The 25929-nt window shown below is 52.5% G+C and carries 31 protein-coding genes; 11 read left to right on the forward strand and 20 right to left on the reverse strand.

Annotated features, from left to right (window positions below; all coding sequences use genetic code 11):
* Positions 1-39: 39 nt before the first annotated feature.
* From PH7735_RS18240 to PH7735_RS18260, 5 genes are read left to right on the forward strand one after another with little or no spacing between them, the layout of a single operon-like run.
* On the forward strand, positions 40-822 hold the full coding sequence (locus tag PH7735_RS18240) for a lytic transglycosylase domain-containing protein (protein ID WP_058312871.1): 783 nt from the start codon (positions 40-42) through the stop codon (positions 820-822).
* Entirely contained in the window at positions 819-2888 is a 2070-nt protein-coding gene (flhA, locus tag PH7735_RS18245; RefSeq protein WP_058312872.1) for a flagellar biosynthesis protein FlhA, read from the forward strand. Before PH7735_RS18240 ends, flhA begins: the two co-directional genes overlap by 4 nt.
* Positions 2885-3652 (forward strand): flagellar biosynthetic protein FliR, encoded by a 768-nt coding sequence (locus PH7735_RS18250; RefSeq protein WP_058312873.1) that lies wholly within the window; start codon positions 2885-2887, stop codon positions 3650-3652. Before flhA ends, PH7735_RS18250 begins: the two co-directional genes overlap by 4 nt.
* On the forward strand, positions 3649-4725 hold the full coding sequence (locus PH7735_RS18255) for an EscU/YscU/HrcU family type III secretion system export apparatus switch protein (protein ID WP_058312874.1): 1077 nt from the start codon (positions 3649-3651) through the stop codon (positions 4723-4725). Before PH7735_RS18250 ends, PH7735_RS18255 begins: the two co-directional genes overlap by 4 nt.
* Entirely contained in the window at positions 4722-5141 is a 420-nt protein-coding gene (locus tag PH7735_RS18260; RefSeq protein WP_058312875.1) for a hypothetical protein, read from the forward strand. Before PH7735_RS18255 ends, PH7735_RS18260 begins: the two co-directional genes overlap by 4 nt.
* Here PH7735_RS18260 and PH7735_RS18265 read toward each other — a convergent pair.
* From PH7735_RS18265 to PH7735_RS18305, 9 genes are read right to left on the reverse strand one after another with little or no spacing between them, the layout of a single operon-like run.
* Positions 5138-5650 (reverse strand): hypothetical protein, encoded by a 513-nt coding sequence (locus PH7735_RS18265; RefSeq protein ID WP_058312876.1) that lies wholly within the window; start codon positions 5648-5650, stop codon positions 5138-5140. The genes PH7735_RS18260 and PH7735_RS18265 overlap by 4 nt on opposite strands.
* Positions 5651-5661: 11 nt before the next feature.
* Positions 5662-6387 carry a flagellar basal body L-ring protein FlgH gene (gene flgH / locus PH7735_RS18270; RefSeq protein WP_058312877.1) on the reverse strand — a complete coding sequence of 242 codons (726 nt, stop codon included), beginning with the start codon at positions 6385-6387 and terminating at the stop codon, positions 5662-5664.
* An 11-nt stretch (positions 6388-6398) separates the two neighbouring features.
* On the reverse strand, positions 6399-6815 hold the full coding sequence (gene flgA, locus PH7735_RS18275) for a flagellar basal body P-ring formation chaperone FlgA (RefSeq protein WP_058312878.1): 417 nt from the start codon (positions 6813-6815) through the stop codon (positions 6399-6401).
* Positions 6815-7600, reverse strand: a complete 786-nt coding sequence (gene flgG, locus PH7735_RS18280) for a flagellar basal-body rod protein FlgG (protein ID WP_058312879.1) — start codon at positions 7598-7600, stop codon at positions 6815-6817. The genes flgA and flgG overlap by 1 nt, the downstream gene beginning before the upstream one ends.
* Before the next feature lie 13 nt (positions 7601-7613).
* Positions 7614-8327 (reverse strand): flagellar hook-basal body complex protein, encoded by a 714-nt coding sequence (locus PH7735_RS18285; protein ID WP_058312880.1) that lies wholly within the window; start codon positions 8325-8327, stop codon positions 7614-7616.
* 3 nt (positions 8328-8330) lie between these two features.
* Entirely contained in the window at positions 8331-8600 is a 270-nt protein-coding gene (locus tag PH7735_RS18290) for a flagellar biosynthetic protein FliQ (protein WP_058312881.1), read from the reverse strand.
* Positions 8600-8890, reverse strand: coding sequence for a flagellar hook-basal body complex protein FliE (gene fliE / locus PH7735_RS18295; RefSeq protein ID WP_058312882.1), 291 nt, complete (start codon positions 8888-8890; stop codon positions 8600-8602). Before fliE ends, PH7735_RS18290 begins: the two co-directional genes overlap by 1 nt.
* A gap of 8 nt (positions 8891-8898) precedes the next feature.
* The gene (gene flgC / locus PH7735_RS18300; protein ID WP_058312883.1) at positions 8899-9285 is read right to left on the reverse strand and encodes a flagellar basal body rod protein FlgC; all 387 of its coding nucleotides are present in this window, start codon (positions 9283-9285) and stop codon (positions 8899-8901) included.
* Between the two features lie 14 nt (positions 9286-9299).
* Positions 9300-9686, reverse strand: coding sequence for a FlgB family protein (locus PH7735_RS18305; protein ID WP_058312884.1), 387 nt, complete (start codon positions 9684-9686; stop codon positions 9300-9302).
* 84 nt (positions 9687-9770) lie between these two features.
* On the opposite strand from PH7735_RS18305, the gene PH7735_RS18310 reads away from it, so the two are divergent.
* Complete coding sequence (locus PH7735_RS18310; protein WP_058312885.1) at positions 9771-11096, forward strand: FliI/YscN family ATPase; 1326 nt, start codon at positions 9771-9773, stop codon at positions 11094-11096.
* A 12-nt stretch (positions 11097-11108) separates the two neighbouring features.
* Here the strand turns inward: PH7735_RS18310 and PH7735_RS18315 are convergent, their stop codons facing one another.
* The 6 genes from PH7735_RS18315 to PH7735_RS18340 all read right to left on the reverse strand — a co-directional run bounded on the left by PH7735_RS18315 (position 11109) and on the right by PH7735_RS18340 (position 14781).
* Complete coding sequence (locus tag PH7735_RS18315; protein WP_058312886.1) at positions 11109-11897, reverse strand: DUF1217 domain-containing protein; 789 nt, start codon at positions 11895-11897, stop codon at positions 11109-11111.
* The gene (gene flbT / locus PH7735_RS18320) at positions 11894-12298 is read right to left on the reverse strand and encodes a flagellar biosynthesis repressor FlbT (RefSeq protein WP_058312887.1); all 405 of its coding nucleotides are present in this window, start codon (positions 12296-12298) and stop codon (positions 11894-11896) included. The genes PH7735_RS18315 and flbT overlap by 4 nt, the downstream gene beginning before the upstream one ends.
* Positions 12295-12669, reverse strand: coding sequence for a flagellar biosynthesis regulator FlaF (gene flaF, locus PH7735_RS18325; protein ID WP_058312888.1), 375 nt, complete (start codon positions 12667-12669; stop codon positions 12295-12297). The genes flbT and flaF overlap by 4 nt, the downstream gene beginning before the upstream one ends.
* Positions 12670-12745: 76 nt before the next feature.
* Complete coding sequence (locus tag PH7735_RS18330; protein WP_058313004.1) at positions 12746-13957, reverse strand: flagellin N-terminal helical domain-containing protein; 1212 nt, start codon at positions 13955-13957, stop codon at positions 12746-12748.
* Between the two features lie 199 nt (positions 13958-14156).
* On the reverse strand, positions 14157-14507 hold the full coding sequence (locus PH7735_RS18335; protein WP_058312889.1) for a hypothetical protein: 351 nt from the start codon (positions 14505-14507) through the stop codon (positions 14157-14159).
* Positions 14497-14781, reverse strand: a complete 285-nt coding sequence (locus PH7735_RS18340) for a rod-binding protein (protein WP_082645315.1) — start codon at positions 14779-14781, stop codon at positions 14497-14499. Before PH7735_RS18340 ends, PH7735_RS18335 begins: the two co-directional genes overlap by 11 nt.
* A 112-nt stretch (positions 14782-14893) precedes the next feature.
* Between PH7735_RS18340 and PH7735_RS18345 the strand changes: the two genes are divergently transcribed.
* The 3 genes from PH7735_RS18345 (at position 14894) to PH7735_RS18355 (ending at position 18230) form a co-directional block, all read left to right on the forward strand.
* Positions 14894-16627 (forward strand): flagellar hook-length control protein FliK, encoded by a 1734-nt coding sequence (locus PH7735_RS18345; protein ID WP_058312890.1) that lies wholly within the window; start codon positions 14894-14896, stop codon positions 16625-16627.
* Between the two features lie 10 nt (positions 16628-16637).
* On the forward strand, positions 16638-17291 hold the full coding sequence (locus tag PH7735_RS18350) for a flagellar hook capping FlgD N-terminal domain-containing protein (RefSeq protein WP_082645316.1): 654 nt from the start codon (positions 16638-16640) through the stop codon (positions 17289-17291).
* A 93-nt stretch (positions 17292-17384) separates the two neighbouring features.
* Complete coding sequence (locus PH7735_RS18355) at positions 17385-18230, forward strand: phosphotransferase (protein WP_082645317.1); 846 nt, start codon at positions 17385-17387, stop codon at positions 18228-18230.
* Here PH7735_RS18355 and PH7735_RS18360 read toward each other — a convergent pair.
* From PH7735_RS18360 to PH7735_RS18380, 5 genes are read right to left on the reverse strand one after another with little or no spacing between them, the layout of a single operon-like run.
* Entirely contained in the window at positions 18209-19534 is a 1326-nt protein-coding gene (locus PH7735_RS18360) for an NAD(P)/FAD-dependent oxidoreductase (RefSeq protein ID WP_058312892.1), read from the reverse strand. The genes PH7735_RS18355 and PH7735_RS18360 overlap by 22 nt on opposite strands.
* Positions 19534-20355 carry an ABC transporter permease gene (locus tag PH7735_RS18365; RefSeq protein WP_058312893.1) on the reverse strand — a complete coding sequence of 274 codons (822 nt, stop codon included), beginning with the start codon at positions 20353-20355 and terminating at the stop codon, positions 19534-19536. The genes PH7735_RS18360 and PH7735_RS18365 overlap by 1 nt, the downstream gene beginning before the upstream one ends.
* A complete protein-coding gene (locus PH7735_RS18370) occupies positions 20352-21242 on the reverse strand; it encodes an ABC transporter permease subunit (protein WP_058312894.1) in 891 nt (296 codons plus the stop codon). The genes PH7735_RS18365 and PH7735_RS18370 overlap by 4 nt, the downstream gene beginning before the upstream one ends.
* Positions 21243-21245: 3 nt before the next feature.
* Entirely contained in the window at positions 21246-22367 is a 1122-nt protein-coding gene (locus tag PH7735_RS18375) for an ABC transporter ATP-binding protein (protein ID WP_058312895.1), read from the reverse strand.
* Positions 22368-22427: 60 nt separating this feature from the next.
* Positions 22428-23513 (reverse strand): polyamine ABC transporter substrate-binding protein, encoded by a 1086-nt coding sequence (locus tag PH7735_RS18380; protein ID WP_058312896.1) that lies wholly within the window; start codon positions 23511-23513, stop codon positions 22428-22430.
* Between the two features lie 138 nt (positions 23514-23651).
* Between PH7735_RS18380 and PH7735_RS18385 the strand changes: the two genes are divergently transcribed.
* Together PH7735_RS18385 and PH7735_RS18390 are read left to right on the forward strand one after the other, a co-directional pair.
* Complete coding sequence (locus PH7735_RS18385) at positions 23652-24341, forward strand: GntR family transcriptional regulator (RefSeq protein ID WP_058313007.1); 690 nt, start codon at positions 23652-23654, stop codon at positions 24339-24341.
* A 104-nt stretch (positions 24342-24445) separates the two neighbouring features.
* Positions 24446-25834: an aspartate aminotransferase family protein gene (locus PH7735_RS18390; RefSeq protein ID WP_058312897.1), complete on the forward strand. Its 1389-nt coding sequence runs from the start codon at positions 24446-24448 to the stop codon at positions 25832-25834.
* Positions 25835-25929: the final 95 nt, after the last annotated feature.

Raw genomic sequence — 25929 nt, forward strand, 5'->3', positions numbered from 1 at the left:
ACAATTTATAAATAACTGTCTCCTAACGTGAGCGCTAAGTTGTTTGCAGAAGGCATTCCCATGACCGTGTTAGTTTACAAAGCCGATATGTCTGTCACTGGCTACGTCATGGTTTCAGCAGTTTTGTTCATTGTTGCTGTAAGTTCTGCTGGGGCCAAACAAGTCGCCTTCACCAATGATCAGGGCGCGCTTTGTGAGCGAGCCGCAGAAGACGCATCGCGTGAAACAGGAGTTCCATTGGACTTGCTACGTGCTGTGGCCCGAACAGAAACAGGGCGAACCAAAAACGGGAAATTTGGTCCTTGGCCGTGGACCGTGAACGCGAATGGCAAAGGTTACTGGTTCGAAAGTGACGAACAGGCACGTGCATTTGCCTTTGGCCAATACAAAGAAGGCGCCCGCAGCTTTGACGTGGGGTGTTTTCAGATAAACTATCGTTGGCACGGCCACGCGTTTCGCTCTCTTGAACACATGTTCGAACCTAAAGCGAACGCGGCGTATGCTGCCAAGTTTTTGTTGGAGCTTTACCGCGAAAAGGGTGAGTGGACGCAGGCAGTTGGCGCCTATCATTCACGGACGCCCAAGTATGCAAAGGCCTACATCTCCAATTTTGAAAAGCATCAAGCCCAGATTGGCCGTGAACAGGATACGCAACAAACAAACATCAATTCGGTTGTTCTTGGCACCAAAGCCAACAGATTTCCTCTGCTAAGAGAGGTGACGCCCGGCACTACTCACCTCGGTTCATTGGTGCCGGTTGTCCAAACAAACCCGACAAAGGGGCGCTTTTCGAGCGTTCGCGGGGGCCTTTTCTTCGAATGACTCTCAAAGGGAATCCCACGATCTTTCTTGCGATCGCACTGATCGCGATCATTGTCATGATGATTTTGCCGGTGCCCGCATGGGTTCTGGATGTTGGACTGGCGTTCTCGTTTGCGCTCGCTATTTTGATTTTTACCATCACCCTTTTTATTGAGCGCCCTTTAGACTTTTCAACGTTCCCGACCGTTTTGTTGGCATCATTGATGCTTCGCTTGGCCCTCAATGTGTCTTCAACCAAATTGATAATCGGACAAGGACACTCCGGAACCGGAGCAGCGGGTCATGTGATCGAGGGTTTTGCCAGTTTTGTCATGGGGGGAAACGTATTCCTTGGTTTGGTGGTGTTTAGCGTACTCCTCATCGTGAACTTTATGGTTATCACCAAAGGCGCCGCACGGATGGCAGAGGTTGGCGCGCGATTTGCGCTGGATGGGATGCCGGGAAAACAGCTTGCCATTGATGCGGACATGTCAGCTGGCGCGATCAACCACCAAGAGGCCAAATTACGGAGGGACATTGAGCAGCAGGAAACGACATTCTTCGGTTCTTTGGATGGTGCGTCAAAGTTCGTGAAAGGAGACGCTGTTGCCGGGTTACTGATAACCCTTTTGAACATTGTTGTCGGGCTGATTATGGGCGTAACAGTCCATGGAATGGGGTTTTCGACAGCGTTTGAAACCTATGCGATTTTGACGGTTGGGGATGGACTGGTCACTCAAATTCCGGCTGTCATCATTTCAATCGCCTCTGCACTTCTTTTGGCACGGGGCGGCGCCGCGGGGTCGACAGATGTGACCCTTTTCAAGCAGTTCGGAGCGCATCCCGGAGCCTTGGGAACAGTCGGTTTTTTGATGTTTTTGTTTGCGATGGTTCCCGGTTTGCCATTCCTTCCCTTTTCTGCGGGGGCGTTGGCGCTGGGCGGCATCGCATATTGGAAATTTCAAAAACCGACGGCTTCCGAAAATGACGTTTTAGATGGGGTCGAAAAACCTCCTGAAGCATTCGAAAAAACCATGGGTGATATTCTGGAATTGGATGACATTCATGTTGAGTTTGCCACAGATTTGATTGCACTCGTCTTGGATTCCGGCATCGGCATTGATGCCAGAATTGCAAGCATGCGGACCCATATTGCAACGAATTTTGGGCTTATCATCCCCGAGATTCGGCTGACTGACGATCCTGCGCTTCCCAATGGAACCTATGTAATTCGAATTCAGGGCGTACCCCAGGTTCAGGCACAGCTATATCCCAACAAGGTCTTGGCGCTTATTCCAAACGAGACCGTTGACAGCCTCCCCTCAGGGATTGATGTGGAAGAGCCTGTTTATGGTGCTGCGGCGCGATGGGTTGCCGCGAACGAAAGCGAGAAGGCGGCTCTATTAGGCATTACAACCGTGTCGCCTTCCGAGGTTTTGGCCACTCATTTGTTGGAAACCATTAAGCGGAATTTCGGACGGTTGCTGACCCTAAAGTCCATGCGTCGCATTCTGGATGAGATGACGAGTCTCTCAAATTCAGAGCATGCAGAAGCAAATCGGAAGATGCTGGACGACTTGTTGCCAGACAAAGTGCCAATGGACCTGTTGCACAAAATACTGAAGCTTCTTTTGGAAGAGCGCGTCTCAATCCGAAACCTACCTTTGATTCTTGAAGCGGTATCCGAAGTCCGACAACTGGGCAATGCCGAAGTGATTTGTGAGCATGTGCGCCAAAGGTTGGGATTTCAGTTGGTTTCCGAGATGCGCCGGAACGACGGTACAATTCCTCTCGTGCAGCTAGCGCCCGAGTGGGAAGAAGCGTTCTCCAGTTATCAACTTGAAACCGAACGAGGCGCGGATATTGCTCTTCCGCCGGACCTTTTTACTCAATTGGCGACATCAATTTCCGAGAAATTGTCAGAAGCGGGAGATAGAGGGGCATTTGCTGCGTTGGTGACCTCTTCGCAAAGGCGCCGTTTTCTCCGTTTGGTGATGAACTCAAAAGGGATTTCTAATCCCGTGTTTTCCTTTGAGGAAATCGGCTTGGACGCGCGGCCAGCATTGGTTGGTGTTGTGCCGCTATGACGCTTACCTTTGCTGATTGGGTTGAATCGCAATTCTGGTTGGGTTTTTTTGTATTTCTACGGGTGGGTGGCGTTGTCGGCCTTGCCCCCGGATTTGGCAAGCAATTCTTGCCAGCCCGAATTCGCCTTGTCATCGCTGTGCTCTTGACCGTTCTTGTAGTGCCTCTAACCCCTGAAATAACTCTGGATACGTTGGGCGTCTCTCAGCTTTTTTCCATTTTTTTCATCGAGATGGCAATCGGTCTCCTTCTGGGCATTGGTGTGCGTGCATTTGTTTTTACATTGCACATTGCAGGCTCCATTGCCGCCCAGGCAACTTCATTGGCGCAGCTGGCCGGATCGAATGTAACCGAGCCTGCACCAGCGGTGGGTCAGGTTTTGGTTATCAGTGGGCTCGCGCTTGCCATGATAATGAGGTTGCCCGAGCACTTGGTTGTCTACTTGGTAAAGTCTTACGCGATATTTCCTTTTGGGGCTTTGCCTCTCACGGAAGGCGTTGTGCCTTGGGGCATTCGTGGACTTGCGTCGGCCTTCTCACTCGGGTTTCAACTCGCGGCCCCCTTTGTCGCGATTTCGCTTTTGTACAATTTGACGTTGGGCGTCATAAATCGCGCGATGCCCCAACTCATGGTGGTTTTCATTGGGGCACCGGCTATTACAGCAAGCAGCCTGATCCTTCTTGCACTTCTTGCTTCGGTAATGACCATGGTGTGGTGGCAAGCGTTCGAGGCCTATTTGATGGCGCCTTTCCCGGTGCAGCCATGAGTGCAGAAGACGATAGCGAAAAGTCCTTTGACCCAACTCCGCAAAAACTAGAGAAGGCACGGCGCAAAGGAGAAATTGCCAAGTCGCTGGATGTTCAGGTGGCCGCCGCTTATGCGGGGTTTTGTTTGTGTCTGGCGGCCGTGGGTGGTTCCGTTCTTCTTTCGACAGCGGCCCGACTCCGGTATCCTTTTGAGTTTACGAACGAATTTTCCAATCAAATTTTCGATGGTGCGTTTCCCGCTGCGGTGGCGGGATGGGGCGTAAAGATCGCTTCGGGGCTGGTTCCACTTTTCGCGGTGCCGGCTATCTTTGTGCTTCTGAGCATACTCCTGCAGCGCGCGTTCACCTTTGTACCGTCAAAACTGCAGTTCAAGATGAGCCGGATTAACCCCTTACAGAATGCAAAGTCCAAATTCGGTCGAAGCGGATTGTTCGAGTTTGCAAAGAGCTTCATCAAGTTGATGTTTTATTCGATTTGTTTGGGGCTACTCTTGCGGGCGCGTCTGGATGAAATGGCACAGCTCATTCATTCAGAGCCTCAAGCACTCATGATGGGTATTGGGGCGCTGACCTTGGAATTTTTGTTAATCAGCGTGTTGATTACTGCGGCGATCGCAACGATCGATCTTCTATGGCAACGACAAGAGCACATCCGGAAAAATATGATGTCTCGCAAAGAGTTGACCGACGAAGCAAAGGACAACGAGGGCGACGCGCAACTCAAACAGAAAAGAAGACAGCGAGCGCAGCAAATTGCGCTCACTCAGATGATGCAGGATGTTCCGTCTGCGGACGTTGTGATCGTAAATCCAACACATTATGCGGTCGCGCTAAAATGGAGTCGACAGAAGCAATCGGCCCCGGTGTGTGTTGCAAAAGGTGTTGACGAAATTGCCGGGAAAATTCGCGAACTAGCACAAGAAAATGCTGTTCCGATTCACAGCGATCCCCCGTGCGCGAGACTGTTGTTTGCAACTGTAGAGATCGGCAATGAGATCGCACCAGACCACTATTTGGCAGTGGCAGCTGCGATCCGGTTTTCGGAAGAAATGAGAAGGAAGACGTGGAAATGAGCAACCTTGACCAGCGTATGAGGGGGCTTTTGACAGTGTTAAAGGCGAAAGAAGATGCTCAAAAATCAAAGATGGCAGAGATTCATAGGGAAGAAACCCACTTACGCGAAGTTGCTACCAAGCTTGACCATAACAAGATCGAAGCGATGCAATGCGACCCAACCCTAAAACAGCTTGGGGTGGACATTGCGCAATTGAGGTGGATTGGCGAGAGAAGGCGCGAGGTCAATCTTCGGCTTGCGAATGTTCTGGCGCGAAAAGAATCCAGCTTGCAGGATTATAGGATGGCGTTTGGGCGCACGCAGTCGCTTCAGAACTTGGCCGCCAAAAACAAAACCGCCGAAGTCCGCAAAAAGGCATCTCAAGAAATTGAAAAGTCGTTGGCACAGGCTCTCTTTAGGACGGGTAAAAGCTAAATTTCTTGCCGAGCCAGATCCAGTATCAATACGTCGGACACAACGTCGCCGAGTGTTTTCTGGGCCGTTTCAAGCAGAGCCGTCCGAAGTACCTTCAGATTGGAAGAGTTGGTGAACATGCCTTTGAAGCCGCCCATGTTGGCATGATCAAACATCACCTGCAAAAGAGCGTCTCGAAGTTTTGGCTCGCGTTCGAAAACAAGATCCTTGTTGCCTGAAACAACCTCAATACTGAGGGAAATCAGAACCAGCGATTCAACGGCTTCTTCCTGTACGATGGGAATGACAAATTGGTTATTGAGCTTTGCGTAATCCTTATCAACGGCTGAAATGCTGTCTTCTACTTCTTCGCCTTTGGTTAGATTAGTTAGGCCGCCATGTTCGAAAGCGACACATTCCTCGGATAGGTCTTCAGGTTTTTCTGCATTTTCTTGCTTCAGGTAAAAACCCGCACCAGCGCCAAGGCCGACGCCGAACAGTGCCAGCAAGATTGGAAGAACTTTTTTCAATGCGCTGTCCCCTAAAACGGCAGAACCATGTCCAGCACCTGCTGGCCATAGCGAGGTTGCTGCACGTCGGTAATTTGACCGCGTCCACCATAAGACACCCGCGCCGATGCAATTTTGTCATAAGTTATTTCGTTCTGACGGGAGATATCTTCCGAGCGCACATACCCCGACACCAAGAGTTCGCGAATTTCGAAATTCACCCTCAACTCTTGACTGCCCTGAATCGACAGAACCCCATTGGGTAAGACGTCAACAATCGTTGCTGCAACTCGTAGAGTGAGCTGTTCGCTGCGACTGACGGATCCGTCTCCTCCACTTTTACTTTGGGACTCAAGCTCGACGGCATTTGACATGGATGCGCCATCTGGCAGCTCTTCATCCAGCCGCTGTGGAATGCCCAGCATTTGTGGCACCGCCATTTCTTCCGAGTTGGACCTGGAACGCGAAGTTGCATTCGAAATCTCGGCTTCTTCATCCAGCTCGATCACCACTGTGAGGATGTCACCGCGACGCATCGCGCGGCGATCTCCCAACAGGGATTGTCTGTTTTTGCTCCATAGCGACGCCTGATCACTGGGTTTGGGCGTTTCCAGAACCACCGGCAAAGGTGGGTTCATCATTGCAAAGTGTTCCTGATTGTTCATCGTCGGAGTGAAGCTTGGAGCCTTGCCAAGGTGATCGACCCGAGCGCAACCTGTAAGAAGTATCGCAATTCCAAAGTACATTATTGGGCGCATTTCTGCCCTTTCTATCTTGAAACCAAAACGGATCCGTCGGCCTGAACCTTGCCACGCACAGGTGTGCGCGATTCCAGATTAAGGACGCGTACGGATTCCCCGGCGCTTGCTCGGGTGAGCGAACGCCCATCCGTTGCGATTGTGAGGCCGCCAACTGAATAGATCAGCGGTACAATCGCGTTGCGCTCTACGATCGCTGGCGGGGCAATGTCTCCTTCGAAAATCGGACGGCCGGGGTACAGCACGATGCGCGCTTCGAAACCGATGACATCCTGCAGGGATGTATACGTTCCGGGGACACTGTCTGCTGTCAGGGAAACCGATTCTGACGTGATAACCGTCAACGGCCGGATCGTCCGCGTCGGAACAACAGACTGTGCCACAGCTTCATGGGTCAGCAAGCAGAGGGCAATGGAGAGGATTTTCATCACCGGACCTGCGACGTTGCGGCCAGCATCTGATCTGCTGCAGTAATGACCTTGGCATTGAGTTCATATCCACGCTGGGCCTCAATCAACTCGGTGACTTCTCGCACCGCGTCAACGGAACTGGATTCCAAATACCCCTGCCTCAAGGTGCCGGTTCCGTCTTCTCCGGGTTCAGAAACAAAGGGGGCACCCGAGGCCTCGGTTTCGAGAAACAAGTTGCTTCCGGTTGCTTCAAGGCCTTTGGCATTTGGAAACGTCGACAGTGTGATTTCACCCAACAATTGAGCGTCGGTTGAATCAGAGAAATATGCAAAGACCTGACCATCTGCGTTGATTGAGGTGCTGCGCGCATCTTCCGGGATTACGATTTCGGGTGAAAGAGCATAGCCATCCGAAGTGACGACGACCCCTTCTGCGTTGCGTTTCAAAGCGCCGTCGCGGGTATAGCCGGATTGGCCAGAGGGAAGGGTGACTTCGAAGAACCCCGATCCTTCGATGGCCAAATCAAGATCATTGTTCGTTTGTGACAAGGACCCTTGAGCCAGATGAATGGAAACTGCCGTTGGCCGTACGCCAAGGCCAAGCTGAATGCCGGTTGGCAAAACTGTTCCATCTGCCGCGCTGATTGAGCCGGCGCGAGAGACTTGTTGATAATGCAGGTCGGAAAACTCGGCGCGTCGGGCGTTGTACCCGGTGGTCGACATGTTTGCGAGGTTGTTTGATATGGTTTCAACCCGCATTTGTTGGGCGCTCATGCCTGTTGCTGCGATTTTTAGGGCGCGCATGGGGGACTCCTTATTATTTGATGAGTGTCTTGATAGTGTTTAGAACGCGTTCGTTTTCGGCTTCCATAAAGCTCTGGCCGGTTTCATAGGCGCGCTGCACCTGAATCATTCGGGTCAGTTGCGACATGGTGTTGACGTTAGAGTCTTCGAGGAATCCTTGAATCACCTTTGGACTTTCCACAGGTTCATGTCCGCCTTTGCTGAGAAACAGTGTTCCAGCTTCGCGCGTCAGATCATTCGGTTGAACGGGGCTGAAAACGCCAATCTGTGCCAGAGGACGCCCGAGCGCGCTGATCGTTCCATCGTTGGAAATTTGGATATTCGGGACGTCTGGGGGCACAAAGATGGGTGCGCCGCCGGCATCCAGAACGAGGTGACCGTCGAAATTCACGAGATCACCTTCGGCATTCGGTGTGAATGAGCCGGCCCGCGTTAACCTTTGACCCGCAGGTGTCTCGACCAGAAAGAAACCGTCCCCTTCGATCGCCAAATCAAATTGTGCACCTGTTTGAGTGAGTGCACCTTGCACTGCAGAAGCGTTTGAAACATTCGCGGTCGACATTGAAACCGAGTCCGTTGCCCCCACTTTTTGTACGAATTCCGAGAACACCAAGCCTTCTTGACGAAACCCGTTGGTTGAAGCGTTTGCAATGTTATTTGCGATTGCGGACATTTCTCGCTTGAGACCGGTTTGCCGCGTTAGGATCGTATAGCTCGTGTTTTCCATTTTTCAGCTTCCGATGATGATGGGGATCAGTTGGTCTTGAAAGAAAGAGACGAGAGTGTTCGTCATGAAGCTCATCGATGCCCAAAACACGACCACAATCGCGATCAGCTTTGGGACAAACGTCAAGGTCATTTCCTGAATGGATGTAAGGGCTTGGAATAATCCGACGACGACACCGGCTGCTAGTGCCGCAGATAAGATCGGGATAGAGATTACCACCGCAACCCAAAGCCCCTGACGCAAAATGTCAATAAATCCAGCCTCGTCGAGCATCAGACAGGCATCCGTAAAATTTCTTGATATGCTTCGACGACCTTGTTGCGAACCGTCACGGCCGTTTCTACCGCAAGCTCGGTTTGCGCCAGCGCCTGTACCAGAGAATGAGGGTCCGCCGTGCCGGTCATGGCATTCGTCGCGATTTTTTCACTGTCTTTCAGGGTGGTGACAAAATCGGTCACTGTTTGAGACAGCGAGTCGCTTGCCGAATTGGAATTGGGTTTGGCTTCTGTGGCGGGCCGTGCGGCGGCATAGGCCTGTGCGGCGAAAGGGGCATTGATATTCATTTCATCTCCTATTTTCTGAGTAGGTCCATGAGCGACGATGACATTTGTCGTGTCTGTTCGAACATTTTGAGGTTGGCCTCATAGCTGCGCTGAGCTTCGCGGGCGTCCGCGATTTCGACCATCACGTCGACATTTGACGATTCAAAGAATCCTGTGTGATCTGCCAATGGATGTGAGGGGTCATAAACCCTGTGCAACTCTGACGGATCGAGCCTTACTTTGCCGGCGCGCACGGTGTTGTGCGGCGATCCTGTATCGAGTTGGAACGGCACATTTTTTCGGCGATACCCGGGGGTGTCTGCGTTTGCGATGTTTTCCGAGACGTGGCGCAAACGTTTGGCCTGTGCCCGCAAACCACTGCTGCTGAGATGTAAGGCGGAAGAAAAATCATTCATTTTGGGTCCTTCCCTTAGTTGCGGCCGAGGGTGGCGCGCAAAACGCTTAGTCCGGATTTATAGATCGCGAGCGCTTTGTCGTGCTGTCGTTTGACGTCGACTGCCTTCAGCATCTCTTCTTCAAGAGAAACGTTGTTGCCATTCGGCGCGCTGGGGCTGGATGTGGAAAATGACGCCGGGGCGGTCGCCGTGGCGGTGTTTTGCAAATGCTGGGAACGGGTCGCGCGCATGCCAAAGGCAGGCGTTGATGTTTCTATTATTTCAGAAAACGGAGCGACATCTTGTGCCGCGTATCCTGGCGTATCTGCATTCGCCATGTTGCGCGCGATGACGGATTGGCGATGCGCAGCATGAGACGACATGGCGTGTGAGATCTTAAATATCTCAAGTTCTTTAAACATCCGGGCTTCTCCTCGAACGGCTTAAAGCAAGGCTTAACCCTGATTCCTTTAGAAATTCTTTTCAGAAGAATTGCGGAGAATTAGATGACCAATTTGGAAATGTTGTCGCTAAAGTCACGATTTTCTGGCTTGAAAGCTGTGCAAGAAATTGGCCGCATTTGCGCGGTGGAAGGAAACTTGTTGCGAATACAGGGGCTTGGCGGTCTTGCGCGTGTCGGGGACAGTCTGGAAATCGAAACCAGCATGCAAACGCTGCTTACCGGTGAAGTGATTCAGCTTCATGGGGCGGAAATTTCGGTTTTGCCCAATGGGAGCCCTGAAGGCGTTGCCATAAACGACCGGGTGCGTTTGATCGGTTCGTTTGAGTTAAAACCGAGTTCAGACTGGATTGGACGAATTATCAATGCCCAAGGTCAGCCCATTGATGGCCAGCCCTTGATGCCCGGCAGTGAACCGGTGCCGATAAAACGTATGCCGCCCAACGCCACTGTGCGTAAACCTCTTGGAAAGCGTTTGGAAACCGGACTACCGATTTTCAATACGATGTTGCCAATTGTAAGGGGGCAGCGGATCGGGCTGTTTGCGGGCTCTGGGGTTGGCAAATCTACACTATTGGCGCGCCTTGCTTCGGATATGTCCGCGGATGTTGTGGTCATCGCCCTGGTAGGGGAAAGAGGGCGCGAGATCAGAGAATTTGTGGAAAAGGCGCTGGGCAAAGAAGGTATGGCGCGCTCTGTCATTATCGCTGCGACGTCGGACCAACCCCCTTCTGTGCGTAAGCGGTGTGCGTTGACGGCTATGTCCACAGCCGAGTTCTTTCGAGATCAAGGAAAACACGTCTTGTTGTTGGTGGATTCTGTGACACGCTTTGCAGAGGCGCACAGAGAGGTCGCCGTCGCGGGGGGAGAAATGCCCTCATTGCGTGGCTATCCGCCTTCGACCGCACACACAATTATGTCTCTGTGCGAACGGGCGGGCCCTGGAGAAGAGGGGCATGGAGATATTACGGCCGTTTTTAGCGTTCTTGTCGCGGGATCCGATATGGATGAACCGATTGCTGATATTTTGCGCGGTGTTTTGGATGGGCATGTCGTGCTGGATCGTAAGATTGCCGAACGAGGGCGGTTCCCCGCCGTTGATATCGTGCGCTCTGTTTCACGAAGTTTGCCCAGCGCAGCAAACGAGATGGAAAACAAAACAATCACCACCGTTCGGCGCTTATTGGGCGCTTACGATGAATCCGAAGTGATGATCAAAGCCGGGCTTTATAACGAAGGCAGCGATCCGGTTCTTGATGTTGCGATACGCGCCTGGCCGGACCTCGATAAATTTTGGGCAGAGGCGGGTCATCAAAAAACGAAGCACTGTTTTTCCAAACTCAATCTGATTTTGCGTCGAGCAAAGGCCTAGTGCGTGGAAAATCTAACTCTGAAGCAGAGTGATTGCGATTTGGGCCGATGACATAGAAAGCCCACTGTCCAGTTGTGACATCAAAAGGTAGCGCTCCACTAGGGAATCAACATTATCCTGTTCCGTGAACTGCGAAATTTCGCTGTCGCCACCAAGCTGCAGTGTCTTTTCCCGAAAGACTTCCAGCTGCTTGTCGATGTCGAGTTCGCCGAATGAAGATGGCAAACCCAGCGCCGTTTCAAATACCTCTCTAAGAGGGGCAGACCCCATCACACGATACCATTTTGCGTTGTCACTCATTGAATCGCTGGCGAGATCTGCCAATTCTCTTTGCGCATTCAACGACAGACGAAGGGTCTCGTCTTGCACGCCAACGGCTTCTTCAAACGAGCGTTCCGTGAAAAGTGACGTAATCTTTTCCGCGAACCCGGGTTCCAAGGTCGCGGGTCCGGAACTTCGGTCAAATGCAAATGCCTCGGCCAGTGATTGATAGCGACTATCTGTCATTTGATTGGCTAAAGCGTCGCTGTGGGTCGTGCCACCTTCAAGAATTTTCTGGATGAAATATCGATTGTCCAGATCGTCTGACAGGCCGAATGCCCCAAGTGCGACTTGCAACAATTGTCGATCTTCAACCAGCTGTTGCGCCGTTTCGACTTTGGAGATGTTCTCGAGAAAGTACTCACTGCGCCGTTCTTGCTCGGGGACACTGGAAAAACTGTCAATTTGCGCATCTTTGGTGCGTTGCAGCAACGACCATCCTGCCAACCCTCCGAGTGGTAAGATTGGTTGAAAGGTCATGAATGATGCGCGGCAAGCAACCGGTCCTCTCTGGGAATAAGGCATCTCAGCGCTTTGAGGCCATAGTAGTACTTGCCATCTAGGACAGCATCTGTTGCCAATGTCAGATGCCGACGGCTATCGGAATCGGTTAGAATTCTGCTCAGTTCCTCAATGTTACGCAAAGTGGAAAGCTGGCTGTCTTCTGCACTGACATCACCAGACAGAACAAGTTGCATAGCATAGCAAACCCGACGCACCGGTGTTGTGGCGCGTTCTGGATGTATGGCATCACGAAGCCGCAGGATATGAGCCTTTGGCGTCAAAATCGAAAGCCTCGATCGTCTTTCCCCATTCTCGATAACCGCTCCGTTTACCAACAGACGCTCTTTGGGACTTAGCTTTAATACAAGACCACTCATGCTGGTGCTCCTTCTTGTCTAAGGCCGCGCAAAACTGCCATGTTCACCTCAATAAGAGGGCGCACTTTTGCCTGACGATTCAGCACCTTGGCGCTGTGAACCTGTGTGAATTCAGCGAGATAGAAAATTTGAGAGCGTAGTGATTGCGGCAGTTCATTGTCCTTTTCTGCGACGCTTGTCGCCAGCAGAGTCCATAACTTACGATTGTCGTACAAAGCGCGCGCCAATTGCGGAAAACCCTTGCTGCCAAGTTGGGCTGCCGTCTTAAGCTGATGGGTCGTTTGCGCAATGACTTCATATTCGATTGTGCGAGGGGATCTGGTCGGAGCCGATCGTCCATAGGCCTCGCGTGCGAGATTAAAAGAAACCATGACAGCTCCTTGAAGATTTCAGGATTGAGGGGAAGACCAAGCACAGCCGTGAGCCGTGCTTGGAATGCAATGATCTTTAGCGGAAGAGTGACAAGATCGATTGTGGGGCTTGGTTGGCAATGGAAAGCGACTGGGTTGCCAATTGCTGCTGAACCTGAAGGGCTTGCAAACGCGCGGAAGTTTCTTCCATGTCCGCATCCACCAAAGAACCGATCCCGGTTTTCAAAGAGTCGGTGAGCTTCGATACAAACTCGGACTGTGTATTGATCCGGCCTTCGACTGACCCAAATGCGGACGACGCATCAATAGCTGTATCAATCAGTGTTTCGATTGCTCCGAGAGCAGCCGTCGCACCGGCAGAGCTTGAGACGTCAATCGACGCCAACGCACCCAGACCACCGGAATTTGCGTTGGTAAATTGCCCGCTGATTTGAATTGAGTCGGTCGAGTCATTAGTGATGACCAGCTCGCCCGGATTTGCACTGTCATAATCCACGGTCAGGTCGGAGCCCGTCGCTTCAATTGCCGCTTTCAAACCAACTGCGACAATGTCTTCTGTCGTCGAAGAGGCTGCATCGTCAGCTGTGACGGTATAGGAGACTTCTTCATCTCCGAGACGCAAAGTAATCTTGTCACCTTCGGCATAGGTTGGGTCAGCGATTACAACCGTTCCAGAATCGGTGGTTCCGCCGGTGCCATCCAATGAAAACCCGAATGCATCGGCGCTGTCTGCAGCTACGCCGTCAGAGCCGGTAAACGCGGCCTTTGCCGTATAGCCGCCGGTCGAGAGGTTTTGCGCAGTGACCGAAATTGAAGATGCCGACACACCGCCAGACGCATCGCGGTCAAGCGAGGCCAGAACTGAGGCACTTGATGCGGAGCCATCGACAAGGTTCAACCCATTGAACTGCGCTGCGCCCACAACCGAGTCGATTTGGTCTTTGAGCGCGCTGACATCTGCATTCAGCTTTCCGCGGTCAACGTTGTCTTCTTGTGCGGCAACGATCTTGCCTTTCATCTCGGTCAGAAGATCCGTTACCGTTTCCGAAGCTTGACGTGCAACTGCGACTGTGGACTGGCCAAGCGACAGGCTTTCAGAAATGGAATTGAATCCCTCAACGTCCGATTCCATGACTTTGGAAATTGCCCAAACCGCCGAATTGTCGGTGGCGTTGGCGACTTTCTTGCCTGTCGAAATCTGGCTTTGCGTGTCAGAGAGGCTCGAGTTGATTGTTTTAAGAGTTTGCAGCGCAACCATTGCGCTGCTGTTGGTCAAGATGCTGGACATGGTGGTTCCTTGGTAATTGCGGCGCTTTGCGCCAGGTTTCACAATCGCCTTTCATCGGGCGGTGGGTGCCATTCTGACCCATGCCGTTACGTTTTCGTCCGGCGCCACCTCGTGGGTGCAAAGCCACCATGTCGTTAGATTTGCTAATGGAATGCTAAACGGGAAAACCGCTTTTCCAAGCATTTGAAGAAATTTTCATTCAAGCACGTTTTTCAAGTTTGGTTGCCTGTCCCAAAGTCAGTTCCAACCGGTGCCCGTTGTTGTCATAAGTCTCCAGAGACTCCCTAACTTTTCGGACAGAGGAAACGCGATCGGCAACAGCCCGGATGCCCAACAGGGAATTCTCCAAAAGGGTCTGATTGCGCAGCATTTTTTGCTGCAACGTGTTTAAAAGCTTGTTGTCGTGCGAAATGTTTTCGGACCCCAAGCTGCCCAGCAAGCGTTCCTTTTCGTGCAGTAAATCGTGCAACTGATCGAGGTGGCCGTTCAATAGGGCTGTTCTTTCTGTTTCCAGGATACGTTGCAACTGTTCGAGAGAGTCATCCTTCATTTGAGGTCTCCTTCAGCGATTCAAAAATCGTTTCGGCAAGACCGATCCCTCCGGCTTTTGCCAATTGGGCGGCGTGTTCGTTCCTCAAGAAAGAGGCGAACTGGTCTTCGCCTGCGCCACCCCCGAAAGAGGTAGAGGTTTCGCCGAACCCGGCTGACTTTAACATCTCGGAAAGAAAAGTCGCTTCGAGGTCTTGCGCAACTTTTCGCAACGGCGCCTGTGGGTCTGATTGCCTTGGGCCTGTTAAAAGAGGCGAGGGGTGTTCGTGAATCATCCGGTATCTCCAATTTGAAGCGGTTTCATTCAAATTGCAGTGCGGCAGTAAACATATGGTAACCGCCTAATGCTCATATTCGATCCAGAAGGAAGAATTCCGAGGCATTCACATGACGTCAACAATGTCCTTTTCTGGCTCCGGGTTTGAACTTACCCGCTCTGGTTCAGAAAAAACCAAAATAGTGAGCGAAGAGCTGTCAGGGTCACCAGCCGGCGTAGCCTTCAATGAGGTCTTCGAAAGGCTTTTTACGGAAACCGAAGGGGGCCAAAAGCAAACCAGCGCGGTGGGTGTGATTTCCGAGGGAAAACAGGAACCGGATGAGACCGAACTAGAAACCGAAGGTGGCACAGGTGTCCAAGGCTCCGAAGACGACGAAGTACCGGCGATTTCTTTTGCTTTTAACCGCCAAAATGGATTGGATAGCAACGCGCAACATATTCTGCCATCAAAACGTGGCGAATCTGATACCTCGGTACTGCAAGAGAAGACCATTTTTGATGGTCAGACAGGACAGGTTGCAAGAACGAACGGGCTTGAGGCAAACACCCCGGACCGTCCTGTGGAAAGTCGAGAAGGGCCGCCTTGGTTGTCCCATTCTGAGAAGCCCGTTGTTGAACTGACTAGTGTTGGGTCAGAAGACCCGGTTCTGCGCGATCTGAGGTCTCGAGGTGGAGACATGGGCCACGAAGGCAAACGTGTGGTTCCGCAAGACAACGGTCGGTCCTTTGTTTTGCCGCCAGCAACGTCGGCGCATGAAGTGGAGCTTTCTCAGAGACAAGCTTTGGAAAATGTGGCGCAAGTTTCTGAAAAAAGAGTTGCTTCACAAAGTTCTGAAAATAGTCGTGGTGGAGCGATTAAGACTGTCGAGTCACGTTCGCAAACCAGCCTTACTGAGCCCTTTGGGCGAGCGTCGGAAACAAAAAGTGGAAAGACTGGGGTCAAAACTGAGCCTGCAGTTCGCCAAGTGCGGGTGTCAGAGGCGCCTGGAAGGATAATCCAGCCCGCTTTGCATGCGCTTGTTAAGGAGGAAATCATTCCAATTGATGTACCGCCTCGCGCCCCAAAATCGACGCCTCAGGTGTCTGATCTGACGCGGGTACCGCCGAGGTTGGAGAATGCGAGAGTGGAAGGCGTTCGTCTCTCCGAGCCTGTTCGGGCAGCTGAGCCGGCTGAGAACATAGCGACCTCAAGGATGGCGAGCAGCGCGCTTTCGGTGCCAGAAGTCGAGAAAGTGAAATCGGGTCAATTTCCGAGAGTCGACACCAATCACGTGTCCCCTACCGCTGTGACTGTGATGCCCGAAAAAGCAACAGAGCAAAAGACAACAGAGTCCGGTAAGGCGGAAATCAAAATAGACTCACTACAACAAGAAGGAGTTGTAGGAACCCCCCATCGTTCTGAGCTGCCTCAGCAGACCTCGCGCGCGGCGGGGCCATTTGAGGCGCAACCTTCCCCAAGGGGTTTTGATGCGCCGGATGTTTCGCGCCAGCTTGCTCAGGCAATCCAGCGAGGAACTGATGGCAGTGTTGAAATTCGACTTAGCCCGGAGGAGCTTGGAGATGTTAAAATGCGGGTGGCCCAATCTGAAAATGCAATTTCTATAACCATTCAATCAGAGCGCGCCGATACGCTGGAATTGATGAAGCGCCACCACCAGCTGCTAGAAAAAGAACTACTTTCAATGGGCTTTCAGGAGGCCTCTTTCTTTTTCGGAGATCGGGAAAAAGATGAGCAGCCAAATACCGAATTTTTGCGAACATCCGACCCATTGGAAGACGCTGCCGAAGTAGAAAGCGGTTCACGCAGAATCGCTTCGGATGGTGGGTTGGATTTGAGAGTGTAGGAGAGACCAATTGGAAATAAACTCAGCGACAACTTCGACACAGATATCTTCCTCTTCCAGCGTAAGTTCCGGGATAAGTTCTGATTTCGAGACATTTTTGAAAATGCTGACAGTCCAGATGCAAAATCAGGATCCGCTCAATCCGGTGGATTCATCAGAATATGCCGTTCAACTGGCCACGTTTTCGTCAGTTGAGCAGCAGGTTTTGACCAACGACCTGTTGCAAGCGATGACCTCTCAAATTTCAACTTCTGGATTGGCGCAATACGCCAACTGGATTGGTATGGAGGTCTTGGTTGAGGCGCCAGTTTATTACGATGGCGACCCTGTTCAGCTGTCTTTGTCGCCCGACAATCTGGCGGATGACATTTGGATAAGCGTTAAAAACGCCGATGGATTAGAGGTTGATCGCCGTCAAGCCGCGCTGGGCCAGTCTGATTTCACCTGGTCCGGGGCTAACATCCAAAATGGCACAGCATCACAAGGTCTCTATTCCTTTTCTGTAGAAAGCTATGCGGCTGGTGATTTGATCGAAACCAGCCCGGCAATGGCGTACCAACGTGTGACCGAGGCCCGAAGCGGTCAATCCGATACGATGTTGGTCCTGACTAACGGGCAAGAGGTGTCCTCAACCAGCGTTTTTGCGCTGCGTGCGGCGGACTGAGCCTTGCTGAGGGTCGTTTTCTGAACTAGCGTCACGCCGCTCACTAAGCGGGAACAGGCTCTGGCACATTTTTCATCATCTCCCCCAGAGTCTTTGCGCCAACTTCTTTTGGACGAGTTGGCAATAGACGAAGGCGCGCAATGGCTGCCCCTGCAAGGCGGGCGCACAAACTTTACCTGGCAGATTAGGCAAGGCGCGGATGTTTCTGGGCTGGTGGTCAAGCTGTATCGTGGGCCTGCGAACAATCCTTTGTTTCCCAATGACCCATATTCCGAAGCGTCTCTTCTCACATTTCTTCAAGGTAAGTTCCCCGCTCAAGAGCTGATCGGCACGTATCTCTGCGAGGCTGGTGTGTGCAATGTATTCAAGCACATTCCCGGATCAGCGTGGAGCGAAGGCGTGGCAGAGGTCGCGGAATTGATGCGAAATCTGCACGGTTTGGACCATCCTGCGGACCTTCGACATCTTCCCAACGGAAGTCGTGAACTGCAAAAACACGCCACCGAAATCCTGCAAAAGTGTTCGGGATCTTCCGTGCTGAAAGGCATGGAACCCGTGGGCAGCGTGGGCCCATCTGAACAAATTGGATTGTTGCATTCAGACATCGTGCCGGGAAACCTGATCAAAGGTAAGGGCGGGCTGTCCTTGATCGATTGGCAATGCCCCGGAATTGGTGACCCGTGCGAAGACATCGCGATTTTCCTGTCGCCTGCTATGCAGAGCCTCTATCGCGGAAGGCCGCTAACGAAAGCTGAGGAAACAGGCTTCTTTGATGCTTATGCAGACGAGCACGTAGCACAGCGTTATCGAATGCTTGCGCCGTTCTATCATTGGAGGATGGCGGCGTATTGCCTGTGGCAATCAGAGAACGGGCGTCCCGAGTATCGCGATGCAATGGCGCATGAGGTTGCAGCGCTTCAAAGGTCCATAAGCTTGTAGCCAAGATAAGCGGGCCACATTCCTGCACGTCGCCAGTGACCGCCGGGGAACCGTTTAGGAGGTGTTTGCAACGCTTGGGGGTGCCGCAGCGTTTCGCGGCCCAGGATTTGATCCGCCACAACAGTGCCGCAATAGCTTCCCATGGCGACCCCGTTTCCATGATAGGCAAACGCGGCATACAAATCGGGATGCTCTGGAACGCGACCTGCAAAAGGCGTCAGATTTAAATTGAAGCACACAAACCCAGACCAGTAGTGCGGCGTATCCACATGAGCCCAGGCAGGGAACATCTGTTCAAAATCGCGTCGAATCTCGCGCCGGATGCGATGGTGCACGGGTTCACTTGTGGCAAGTCCACCACGCATTCCGAACAGAAATCTGCCGTCTGGCATCAGCCGGAAATAATGCAGAAGGTTGCGCGTGTCATAGGCCATTTGATAGCTTGTCCAACCTTGCGATTCACGCTCTTCCAATGAAAGCGGGCGCGTCACCAGAACACTTGATTGGGCAGGGATAAACCGCCCGCCCATCCAATCCGGCAAGTCTTCGCTAGAGTATCCGTTGGTTGCGATAATGAGTTTTTGGCACTGCACGGATCCTGCATCTGTATCCAGAACGTATCCTGTTGGGGCGGAGCGAACTTTCGTCACGGCGCTATCACCGAAAATCGTGGCACCCGCCTTTTGCGCCGCATCGGTGAGGGCAAGGACATACTTTTTCGGGTTCAAAGCAAACCCGATCGGGATAGTTAGGCCCCCGTGAAAGCCCCCCGCCATACCTTCGTGCGCGAGATCAGGCTGTGAGTGCAAGATAGGCTCAACGCCATAAAGTTGGGAAAGCTGCGAAACTTCACCTTCCAATTCAGTGAAGTCTTTTGGCCGATGTGCGAGTATTGTTTCGCCATCCGAGTGCCGGTCCACGTCAATGCCGAGTGACGTGATCATCTTATCGACCAGATTCACGGCATCGCGTTCGACCAATCGATATTCGTGCGCCTCAGAAGCCCCAAATTTGCGTTTGAGTGCCGCATCCGGAAGTTTTGAGCCGCCGAGGCAACAGAATCCGCCATTGCGACCGGAGGCGCCCCAACCCGGCTGTTTTGCTTCCAGAACAACAACTTTGCGTCCTGCTTCGGCCAGTCGAATAGCGGCTGAGAGACCGGTAAAACCGGCCCCGATAATTGCTATATCCGCTTTGATATCCTGATCCAGAACAGGAGAAGGTTCGCCCGACACCGTTTCAGACCAGAAACACGTGTCGAGGGGACCGTCCCCATACGCAAATGGATCACAAATGCGATCCATTAGTCATCGCTTCGTTCTGCGGCACGTTCGTCACGCTGTTGCTGGATCGCCGACCGTTTAGATATGAGCGAGGCCGAAATTACACCAATCGCAACGATCCCGATCATCAGGGTCGAAAGTGCGTTGATTTCCGGGCTAACGCCAAGGCGAACCGAGCTCCAGATCTTCATGGGCAGGGTCGTTGCAGACGGACCGGCGGTAAATGAAGCAATGACGAGGTCATCTAGCGACAGGGTAAATGCCAGCAACCAGCCAGAAATCACTGCTGGTGCAATGATCGGCAAAGTGACAAGCCGGAAAGCCTGAAAAGGCGAGCAGCCCAAATCCAGTGCGGCTTCTTCCAGAGATTGATCAAAGCTGACAAGGCGTGAACTGACCACCACAGAGACGTAGCACATTGCAAAAGTGGTGTGTGCCAACACAATTGTTATTACCCCACGATCAAGCCCGATCCCGATGAACAGCAGGAGCAGAGACAAACCGGTGATCACTTCTGGCATAACCAGAGGGGCATAGATCATTCCCGAAAACAGCGTGCGTCCAAAGAACCGGCCCGAGCGGATCAGAACCAAAGCCGCCATCGTACCCAAGACCGTCGCAAAGGTAGAGCTCAGGACAGCAACCTTGATTGTGACCCATGCGGCATCAAGGAAGGCATCATTGTTCAGCAACTCTCCGTACCATTTGGTTGAGAAGCCAGCCCAAACCGTGACAAGCTTGGATTTGTTGAAGCTGTAGATCACCAGAATGACCATCGGCAGGTAAAGGAAAGCAAAGCCAAGCGTCAGAGACGTTGCGTTGAACCAAGAAAAACGTCTCATCCTTCTGCCTCCCTTTGCTTTTGCTCGTTACGTTGGAACAGAATGATCGGGATCACGAGGATCAAGAGCAGGATAACGGCCACGGCTGACGCAACAGGCCAATCCCTGTTCGAGAAGAATTCTTCCCACAAAATCTTACCAATCATGAGAGTTTTGGAACCGCCAAGCAGTGAGGGGATCACGAATTCACCCAGCGTTGGAATGAACACAAGGAACGAGCCAGCGATGATGCCCTGTTTCGACAGAGGCACCGTGACAAGCCAAAACGCAGACATGCGCGAGCACCCCAGATCCTCTGCAGCTTCCAGTAAGCTTTCATCCAGCTTTTCCAGAGCAGAGTAGATCGGCAGAATCATGAACGGCAGGTACGTGTAAACGATGCCAATATAGACCGCGACGTTGGTGTTCAGGATGATCAACGGTTCATTGATCAGCCCGATGCCCATCAAAAACTGGTTGAGATAGCCTTCTTGGCTGAGGATACCCATCCAGGAGTAAACGCGAATTAGAAAGCTGGTCCAGAACGGCAGGATCACCAACAGCAACAGGGTTGCGCGCCAGTGTTGAGGCGCGCGCGCCATGCCGTACGCAATTGGAAACCCTACGGCCAGAGTCAGAACCGTAGACACAAGCGCGATTTTCAGGCTTGAGAGATAGGCCTTCCAGTAAAGATCATCTTCCGTCAGCCACACGAAGTTCTCGAAATCGAGCTGAGAGAAAAATTCCGTGATGCCGCTCCAACCCGCTTTGAGATCCAGAGTGGGAAGGTACGGAGGAATTGCCAACGCAGAGTCGGACAGAGAGATTTTGAGAACAATGACAAAGGGCACAAGAAACAGCGCCAAAAGCCAGAGATACGGGACAGCAATCAGAGCAAAACGCCGCATATCCTAGCGCCCCAACAGGACACCGGCGGTGTCCGTCCATCCCAGCCACACGTTGTCTTCCCATGTAAAGCTGCGACGGGACAGGCGGCGGTTGTTGGCGGCCTGCGCTTTGATGATTTGCCCACCGGGAAGTTCGACGTGGTAGGTCGAGATGTTCCCGAGATAGGCAATGTCCAGAATTTTGCCCTGAACGGCGTTGGCCGTTTCGGGTTTTTCCGCCGAAATAGAGACTTTTTCAGGCCGAATTGCGAAATGGACCGATTGCCCCTTTTCGAACTCTGTCGTGGGGGTGCCAACGATTTCGGGCTGTCCTTCTGCCCATGCCATGCTCAGCTTTTCTCCAACCGATGTGGCCTTGCCCTCGATGATGTTCACCTCGCCAATAAAGTCGGCCACATAGGTGGAGTTCGGTGTTTCATAAATCGCATCAGGTGTGGAGACCTGGATGATTTTGCCGTTGTCCATAACCGCAATCCGGCTGGCGACGGTCATGGCCTCTTCCTGATCATGCGTCACAATCACAAAGGTCGTGCCGGTTTTTTCCTGAATATCCATCAGTTCAAACTGGGTGTCCTGACGCAACTTTTTGTCAAGCGCGCCAAGCGGTTCGTCCAACAGCAAAAGCTTTGGCGCCTTGGCAAGGGATCGTGCCAAAGCGACGCGTTGGCGTTGGCCGCCAGAAACCTGATGCGGTTTGCGGCGCGCGAATTTTTCCATGCGGGTCAGCCGCAACATTTCTTCAACGCGATCTTTCACATCGTTTTTGGGAAGGTTATCGCGGCGCAGGCCAAAGGCGATGTTGTCCCAGATCGAAAGGTGCGGAAAAAGCGCGTAGGACTGGAACATCATGTTCACGGCGCGCTTGTTGGGCGGCACGGGCGCAATGTCCTTGCCCGAAAGCAGAATGGTGCCTTCAGTTGGCGTTTCAAAACCTGCGAGCATACGCATCATCGTGGTCTTGCCACAGCCCGAAGGGCCCAGAAGGGCAAAGAATTCTTTTTCGTAGATGTCCACCGTCAGATCATCAATGGCGACGAAATCGCCAAAGCGCTTCGTGACATTTTTGAATTGGATAATTGGTTTGGCCTCAGGATCTTCCCAAGGTGCGAATTCATCAATCGCCATCGGTGGCCTCCGTGGGTTAAAAGTGACCCGCGCAAAAGTTGCGCGGGTCGAGAGCAGGTCTTAGGTGCCTGATTTGATTTTTGTCCACATACGGGTCACGACGCGCTGTACCTTTTGTGGGTAAGGCGTTGTTGTGTAGAGATTTTTGATGGTCTCGTCATTTGGATAGATGGCCGGATCACCGATCACGTCTTCTTCCAGCAATGGCTGCGACGCGAGGTTACCGTTTGCATAATACACATAGTTAGAAGCGTCGGCCATGTTCTGAGCATCCATGATGAAGTTCAGGAACTTGTGTGCTGCTTCCGGGTTTGGCGCGTCGACCGGGATGGCCATTTGGTCAAACCACATCAAAGCACCTTCCGAAGGAGCGCTATATGCAATCTCGACACCATTCTCGGCTTCTGCAGCACGGTCGCGCGCTTGCAAGATGTCACCCGACCAACCGATTGCTACGCAAATGTCGCCATTTGCCAGAGCGTTGATGTACTCGGATGAGTGGAATTTCTGAATGTAGGGGCGGACCGCTGTCAGAATGGGTTCGACTTTGGCGATTACGTCTTTGTCATGGCTGTCGGGGTCTTCGCCGATATAGGCGAGTGCCGCAGGAATGATTTCGGCAGGCGCATCAAGGAGGTGCACACCGCAGTCTGCCAGCTTCTCCATGTTGGCCGGATCGAACACGAGTGCCAGCGAGTCGATAGGAGCATCGGCACCAAGCGCCTCTTGAACCTTGCCAACGTTCACACCAATACCGGTGGTGCCCCACATGTAGTTGATCGAGTAGGCGTTGTCGGGGTCATATTTGGCTGTGCGTGCTTCGATCGCGTCCCACATGTTGCCCTTGTTCGACAGTTGCGCCATGTCCAGTTTCTGAAACGCGCCGGCCGTAATCTGGCGTTGCAGGAAGGTACCTGACGGGACCACGACATCATACCCTGATCCGCCGGCAAGCATTTTTGTTTCCAAAACTTCGTTGCTGTCGAAAACGTCGTAGATCAGTTTGATGCCGGTTTCTTCTTCGAACTTGCCCAGCAGGTCTTCGTCGATATAGTCGGACCAGTTGTAGACACGTACCTCTTCGGCATGTGCGGCCATCGCGCCAAGGGCAACGGTCGTCGTTAGAGTGATCAGAGTCTTTTTCATGTTTTTCTCCCGTTGGGTCGCCGAACAACGTCCGGATCGATTTGTTGTGATAATAATTTGATCAAGTTTTCGTCGTATGGCAACATTGGATTGCACCACGGCGCACAAAAGATCATTGAGGAAGGTGGAATTGCACAAATGGCGAGCAGTGAAAAAGAGGCACTAAAGGTAGCGTATGGCACAGAAAACCCCAAACGCATCCCTGCCCATCAACAAGTCTATTTCAAATTGAGAGAACAGATTCTTTTTGGAGAACTTGCCCCTGGTCAGCCTGTGACTATTCAAGGATTGGTTGAAAATCTCGAGGCGGGCATGACCCCGGTGCGCGAAGCGATTCGCCGTTTGACCGCAGAAGGTGCTTTGGAATTTCAAGGCAACCGTCGCGTTACCGTGCCCACGCCGACACCAAGTGGCATTGAGGAATTAATCTATGCCAGACAGGCGATTGAGCCAGAGCTGGTGCGTCGTGCTGCGAAAATAATCACCGCTGACGATATCGAATCCCTTACGAAAATTGATAATGAACTTGATGCCGCAATCACGCGCGGGGATGTCGGTGCCTACCTGCGCCACAATTATGCATTCCACGCCAAGCTTTATGCCGTTGCGCAATCGCCGATCCTGACGGAAATCGCAGATGGTTTGTGGTTGCGGTTCGGCCCTTCATTGCGCGTGGTTTGCGGGCGGATTGGCACCCAGAATCTACCGGATGAACATAAAGAAACCTTGCAAGCCCTGAGTGTCGGAGATGGAGCGAGGGCGGCCGAAGCAATCCGCCAAGACGTTATGCAGGGGATGCAGCAGGTAAAAGATTCGCTGAATCTGTGATCAGATGCGCAGCTCGTGATTGACACAAAAAGATTTGATCATATTCTGGCAGTCAGACAATGTCGGGACGAGAAGTCCCTTTTCCAGATTTCGCGAGGACTGTCATGGAAATGATCACAAACCAGATGCCGACGGCCGAACTGCAGGCGCTGGACGCCGCGCACCATGTTCACCCATTCACCAACCAAGACGAACTGACCTCTAAAGGTGCACGTGTCATTATGCGTGCCAAGGGCGTCTCTTTGTTTGACTCCGAAGGCGTCGAAATTCTGGATGCGATGGCGGGTTTGTGGTGTGTCAACATCGGCTATGGCCGTGGAGAGCTTGCCGATGTGGCCGCACGCCAAATGCGAGAGCTGCCTTACTACAACACGTTTTTCCAAACGACCCACGTGCCGGTGATCGCGCTGTCAGCAAAGCTTGCGGAACTGGCACCCGGTGATTTGAACCACGTTTTCTTTGGCGGGTCCGGATCCGAAGCAAATGACACCAACCTGCGTTTGGTGCGGACCTATTGGGCCGAGAAGGGCAAACCCGAAAAGAAAGTCGTGATCAGCCGCAAGAATGCCTATCACGGCTCGACCATGGCGGGTGCCAGCCTTGGCGGTATGAGCGGCATGCATGCTCAGGGTGGGCTGCCTATTCCGGATGTTCATCACATCGATGAACCAAACTGGTACGCCGAAGGTGGGGACATGAGCCCCGACGAGTTTGGCTTGCAGCGGGCACAAGAGCTTGAGAAAGCCATTCTTGAATTTGGTGAAGATCGGGTTGCAGCCTTTATCGCAGAGCCAATCCAGGGCGCTGGCGGTGTTATCGTGGCGCCTGACACCTACTGGCCTGAAATTCAGCGGATTTGCGACAAATACGAAATTCTCTTGATCGTCGATGAGGTGATTTGTGGCTTCGGTCGGACCGGCAACTGGTTCGGATCGCAAACGCTGAACATTCGCCCCGATATCATGACGATCGCAAAGGGTCTCAGCTCTGGATATGCGCCAATTGCGGCATCAATCCTGTCTGACGAGGTCGCGGCGGTCATTGGTGGCACGGAATTCAATCACGGCTACACCTACTCGGGTCACCCTGTTGCAGCGGCGGTTGCGCTGGAAAACCTCAGAATTCTCGAAGAAGAAAAGATTGTTGAAACGGTCCGCGAAGACACCGGTCCTTACCTTCAGAAGAAATGGAAAGCGCTGGCAGACCATCCGTTGGTCGGAGAGGCCAAAATTGTTGGCATGATGGGGTCGATTGCCCTGACACCCAACAAAGAAACACGGGCAGCGTTCAAAGCGGATGTGGGGACAATTGGCTTCAAATGCCGTGAGCACTGCTTTGCCAACAATCTGATCATGCGTCACGTCGGGGATCGCATGGTGATTTCACCACCGCTGGTGATCACCAAAGACGAGATCGATACATTGATCGAACGCGCGACCAAGGCCTTGGACCTGACGTTGCAGCAGATCAAGGATGAAGGGCTTTACGCCTAATCGGGTCAAAGCGATTCCACATCGTTCACTTTCGAGTCGCGTCCATTGGATAAACCAGTGGGCGCGATTTTCTTTTTCACGGCAGCCGGACGGGT

The organism is Shimia thalassica, from assembly GCF_001458215.1.
In the GTDB taxonomy this organism is placed as follows: domain Bacteria; phylum Pseudomonadota; class Alphaproteobacteria; order Rhodobacterales; family Rhodobacteraceae; genus Shimia; species Shimia thalassica.

What these genes read in the sequence shown, in the direction of transcription:
- PH7735_RS18290 (WP_058312881.1), bottom strand. Translation starts at nt 8,600, where the DNA reads ATGCTCGACGAGGCTGGATTTATTGACATTTTGCGTCAGGGGCTTTGG.
- PH7735_RS18360 (WP_058312892.1), bottom strand. Translation starts at nt 19,534, where the DNA reads ATGGATCGCATTTGTGATCCATTTGCGTATGGGGACGGTCCCCTCGAC.
- PH7735_RS18285 (WP_058312880.1), bottom strand. Translation starts at nt 8,327, where the DNA reads ATGGAAAACACGAGCTATACGATCCTAACGCGGCAAACCGGTCTCAAG.
- PH7735_RS18310 (WP_058312885.1), top strand. Translation starts at nt 9,771, where the DNA reads ATGACCAATTTGGAAATGTTGTCGCTAAAGTCACGATTTTCTGGCTTG.
- PH7735_RS18370 (WP_058312894.1), bottom strand. Translation starts at nt 21,242, where the DNA reads ATGCGGCGTTTTGCTCTGATTGCTGTCCCGTATCTCTGGCTTTTGGCG.
- PH7735_RS18390 (WP_058312897.1), top strand. Translation starts at nt 24,446, where the DNA reads ATGGAAATGATCACAAACCAGATGCCGACGGCCGAACTGCAGGCGCTG.
- flgH (WP_058312877.1), bottom strand. Translation starts at nt 6,387, where the DNA reads ATGCGCCCAATAATGTACTTTGGAATTGCGATACTTCTTACAGGTTGC.
- PH7735_RS18375 (WP_058312895.1), bottom strand. Translation starts at nt 22,367, where the DNA reads ATGGCGATTGATGAATTCGCACCTTGGGAAGATCCTGAGGCCAAACCA.
- flgG (WP_058312879.1), bottom strand. Translation starts at nt 7,600, where the DNA reads ATGCGCGCCCTAAAAATCGCAGCAACAGGCATGAGCGCCCAACAAATG.
- fliE (WP_058312882.1), bottom strand. Translation starts at nt 8,890, where the DNA reads ATGAATATCAATGCCCCTTTCGCCGCACAGGCCTATGCCGCCGCACGG.
- flbT (WP_058312887.1), bottom strand. Translation starts at nt 12,298, where the DNA reads ATGAGTGGTCTTGTATTAAAGCTAAGTCCCAAAGAGCGTCTGTTGGTA.
- PH7735_RS18330 (WP_058313004.1), bottom strand. Translation starts at nt 13,957, where the DNA reads ATGTCCAGCATCTTGACCAACAGCAGCGCAATGGTTGCGCTGCAAACT.
- PH7735_RS18260 (WP_058312875.1), top strand. Translation starts at nt 4,722, where the DNA reads ATGAGCAACCTTGACCAGCGTATGAGGGGGCTTTTGACAGTGTTAAAG.
- PH7735_RS18255 (WP_058312874.1), top strand. Translation starts at nt 3,649, where the DNA reads ATGAGTGCAGAAGACGATAGCGAAAAGTCCTTTGACCCAACTCCGCAA.
- PH7735_RS18305 (WP_058312884.1), bottom strand. Translation starts at nt 9,686, where the DNA reads ATGTTTAAAGAACTTGAGATATTTAAGATCTCACACGCCATGTCGTCT.
- flgC (WP_058312883.1), bottom strand. Translation starts at nt 9,285, where the DNA reads ATGAATGATTTTTCTTCCGCCTTACATCTCAGCAGCAGTGGTTTGCGG.
- flaF (WP_058312888.1), bottom strand. Translation starts at nt 12,669, where the DNA reads ATGGTTTCTTTTAATCTCGCACGCGAGGCCTATGGACGATCGGCTCCG.
- flgA (WP_058312878.1), bottom strand. Translation starts at nt 6,815, where the DNA reads ATGAAAATCCTCTCCATTGCCCTCTGCTTGCTGACCCATGAAGCTGTG.
- PH7735_RS18315 (WP_058312886.1), bottom strand. Translation starts at nt 11,897, where the DNA reads ATGACCTTTCAACCAATCTTACCACTCGGAGGGTTGGCAGGATGGTCG.
- PH7735_RS18380 (WP_058312896.1), bottom strand. Translation starts at nt 23,513, where the DNA reads ATGAAAAAGACTCTGATCACTCTAACGACGACCGTTGCCCTTGGCGCG.
- flhA (WP_058312872.1), top strand. Translation starts at nt 819, where the DNA reads ATGACTCTCAAAGGGAATCCCACGATCTTTCTTGCGATCGCACTGATC.
- PH7735_RS18340 (WP_082645315.1), bottom strand. Translation starts at nt 14,781, where the DNA reads ATGATTCACGAACACCCCTCGCCTCTTTTAACAGGCCCAAGGCAATCA.
- PH7735_RS18385 (WP_058313007.1), top strand. Translation starts at nt 23,652, where the DNA reads ATGGCGAGCAGTGAAAAAGAGGCACTAAAGGTAGCGTATGGCACAGAA.
- PH7735_RS18335 (WP_058312889.1), bottom strand. Translation starts at nt 14,507, where the DNA reads ATGAAGGATGACTCTCTCGAACAGTTGCAACGTATCCTGGAAACAGAA.
- PH7735_RS18365 (WP_058312893.1), bottom strand. Translation starts at nt 20,355, where the DNA reads ATGAGACGTTTTTCTTGGTTCAACGCAACGTCTCTGACGCTTGGCTTT.
- PH7735_RS18250 (WP_058312873.1), top strand. Translation starts at nt 2,885, where the DNA reads ATGACGCTTACCTTTGCTGATTGGGTTGAATCGCAATTCTGGTTGGGT.
- PH7735_RS18345 (WP_058312890.1), top strand. Translation starts at nt 14,894, where the DNA reads ATGACGTCAACAATGTCCTTTTCTGGCTCCGGGTTTGAACTTACCCGC.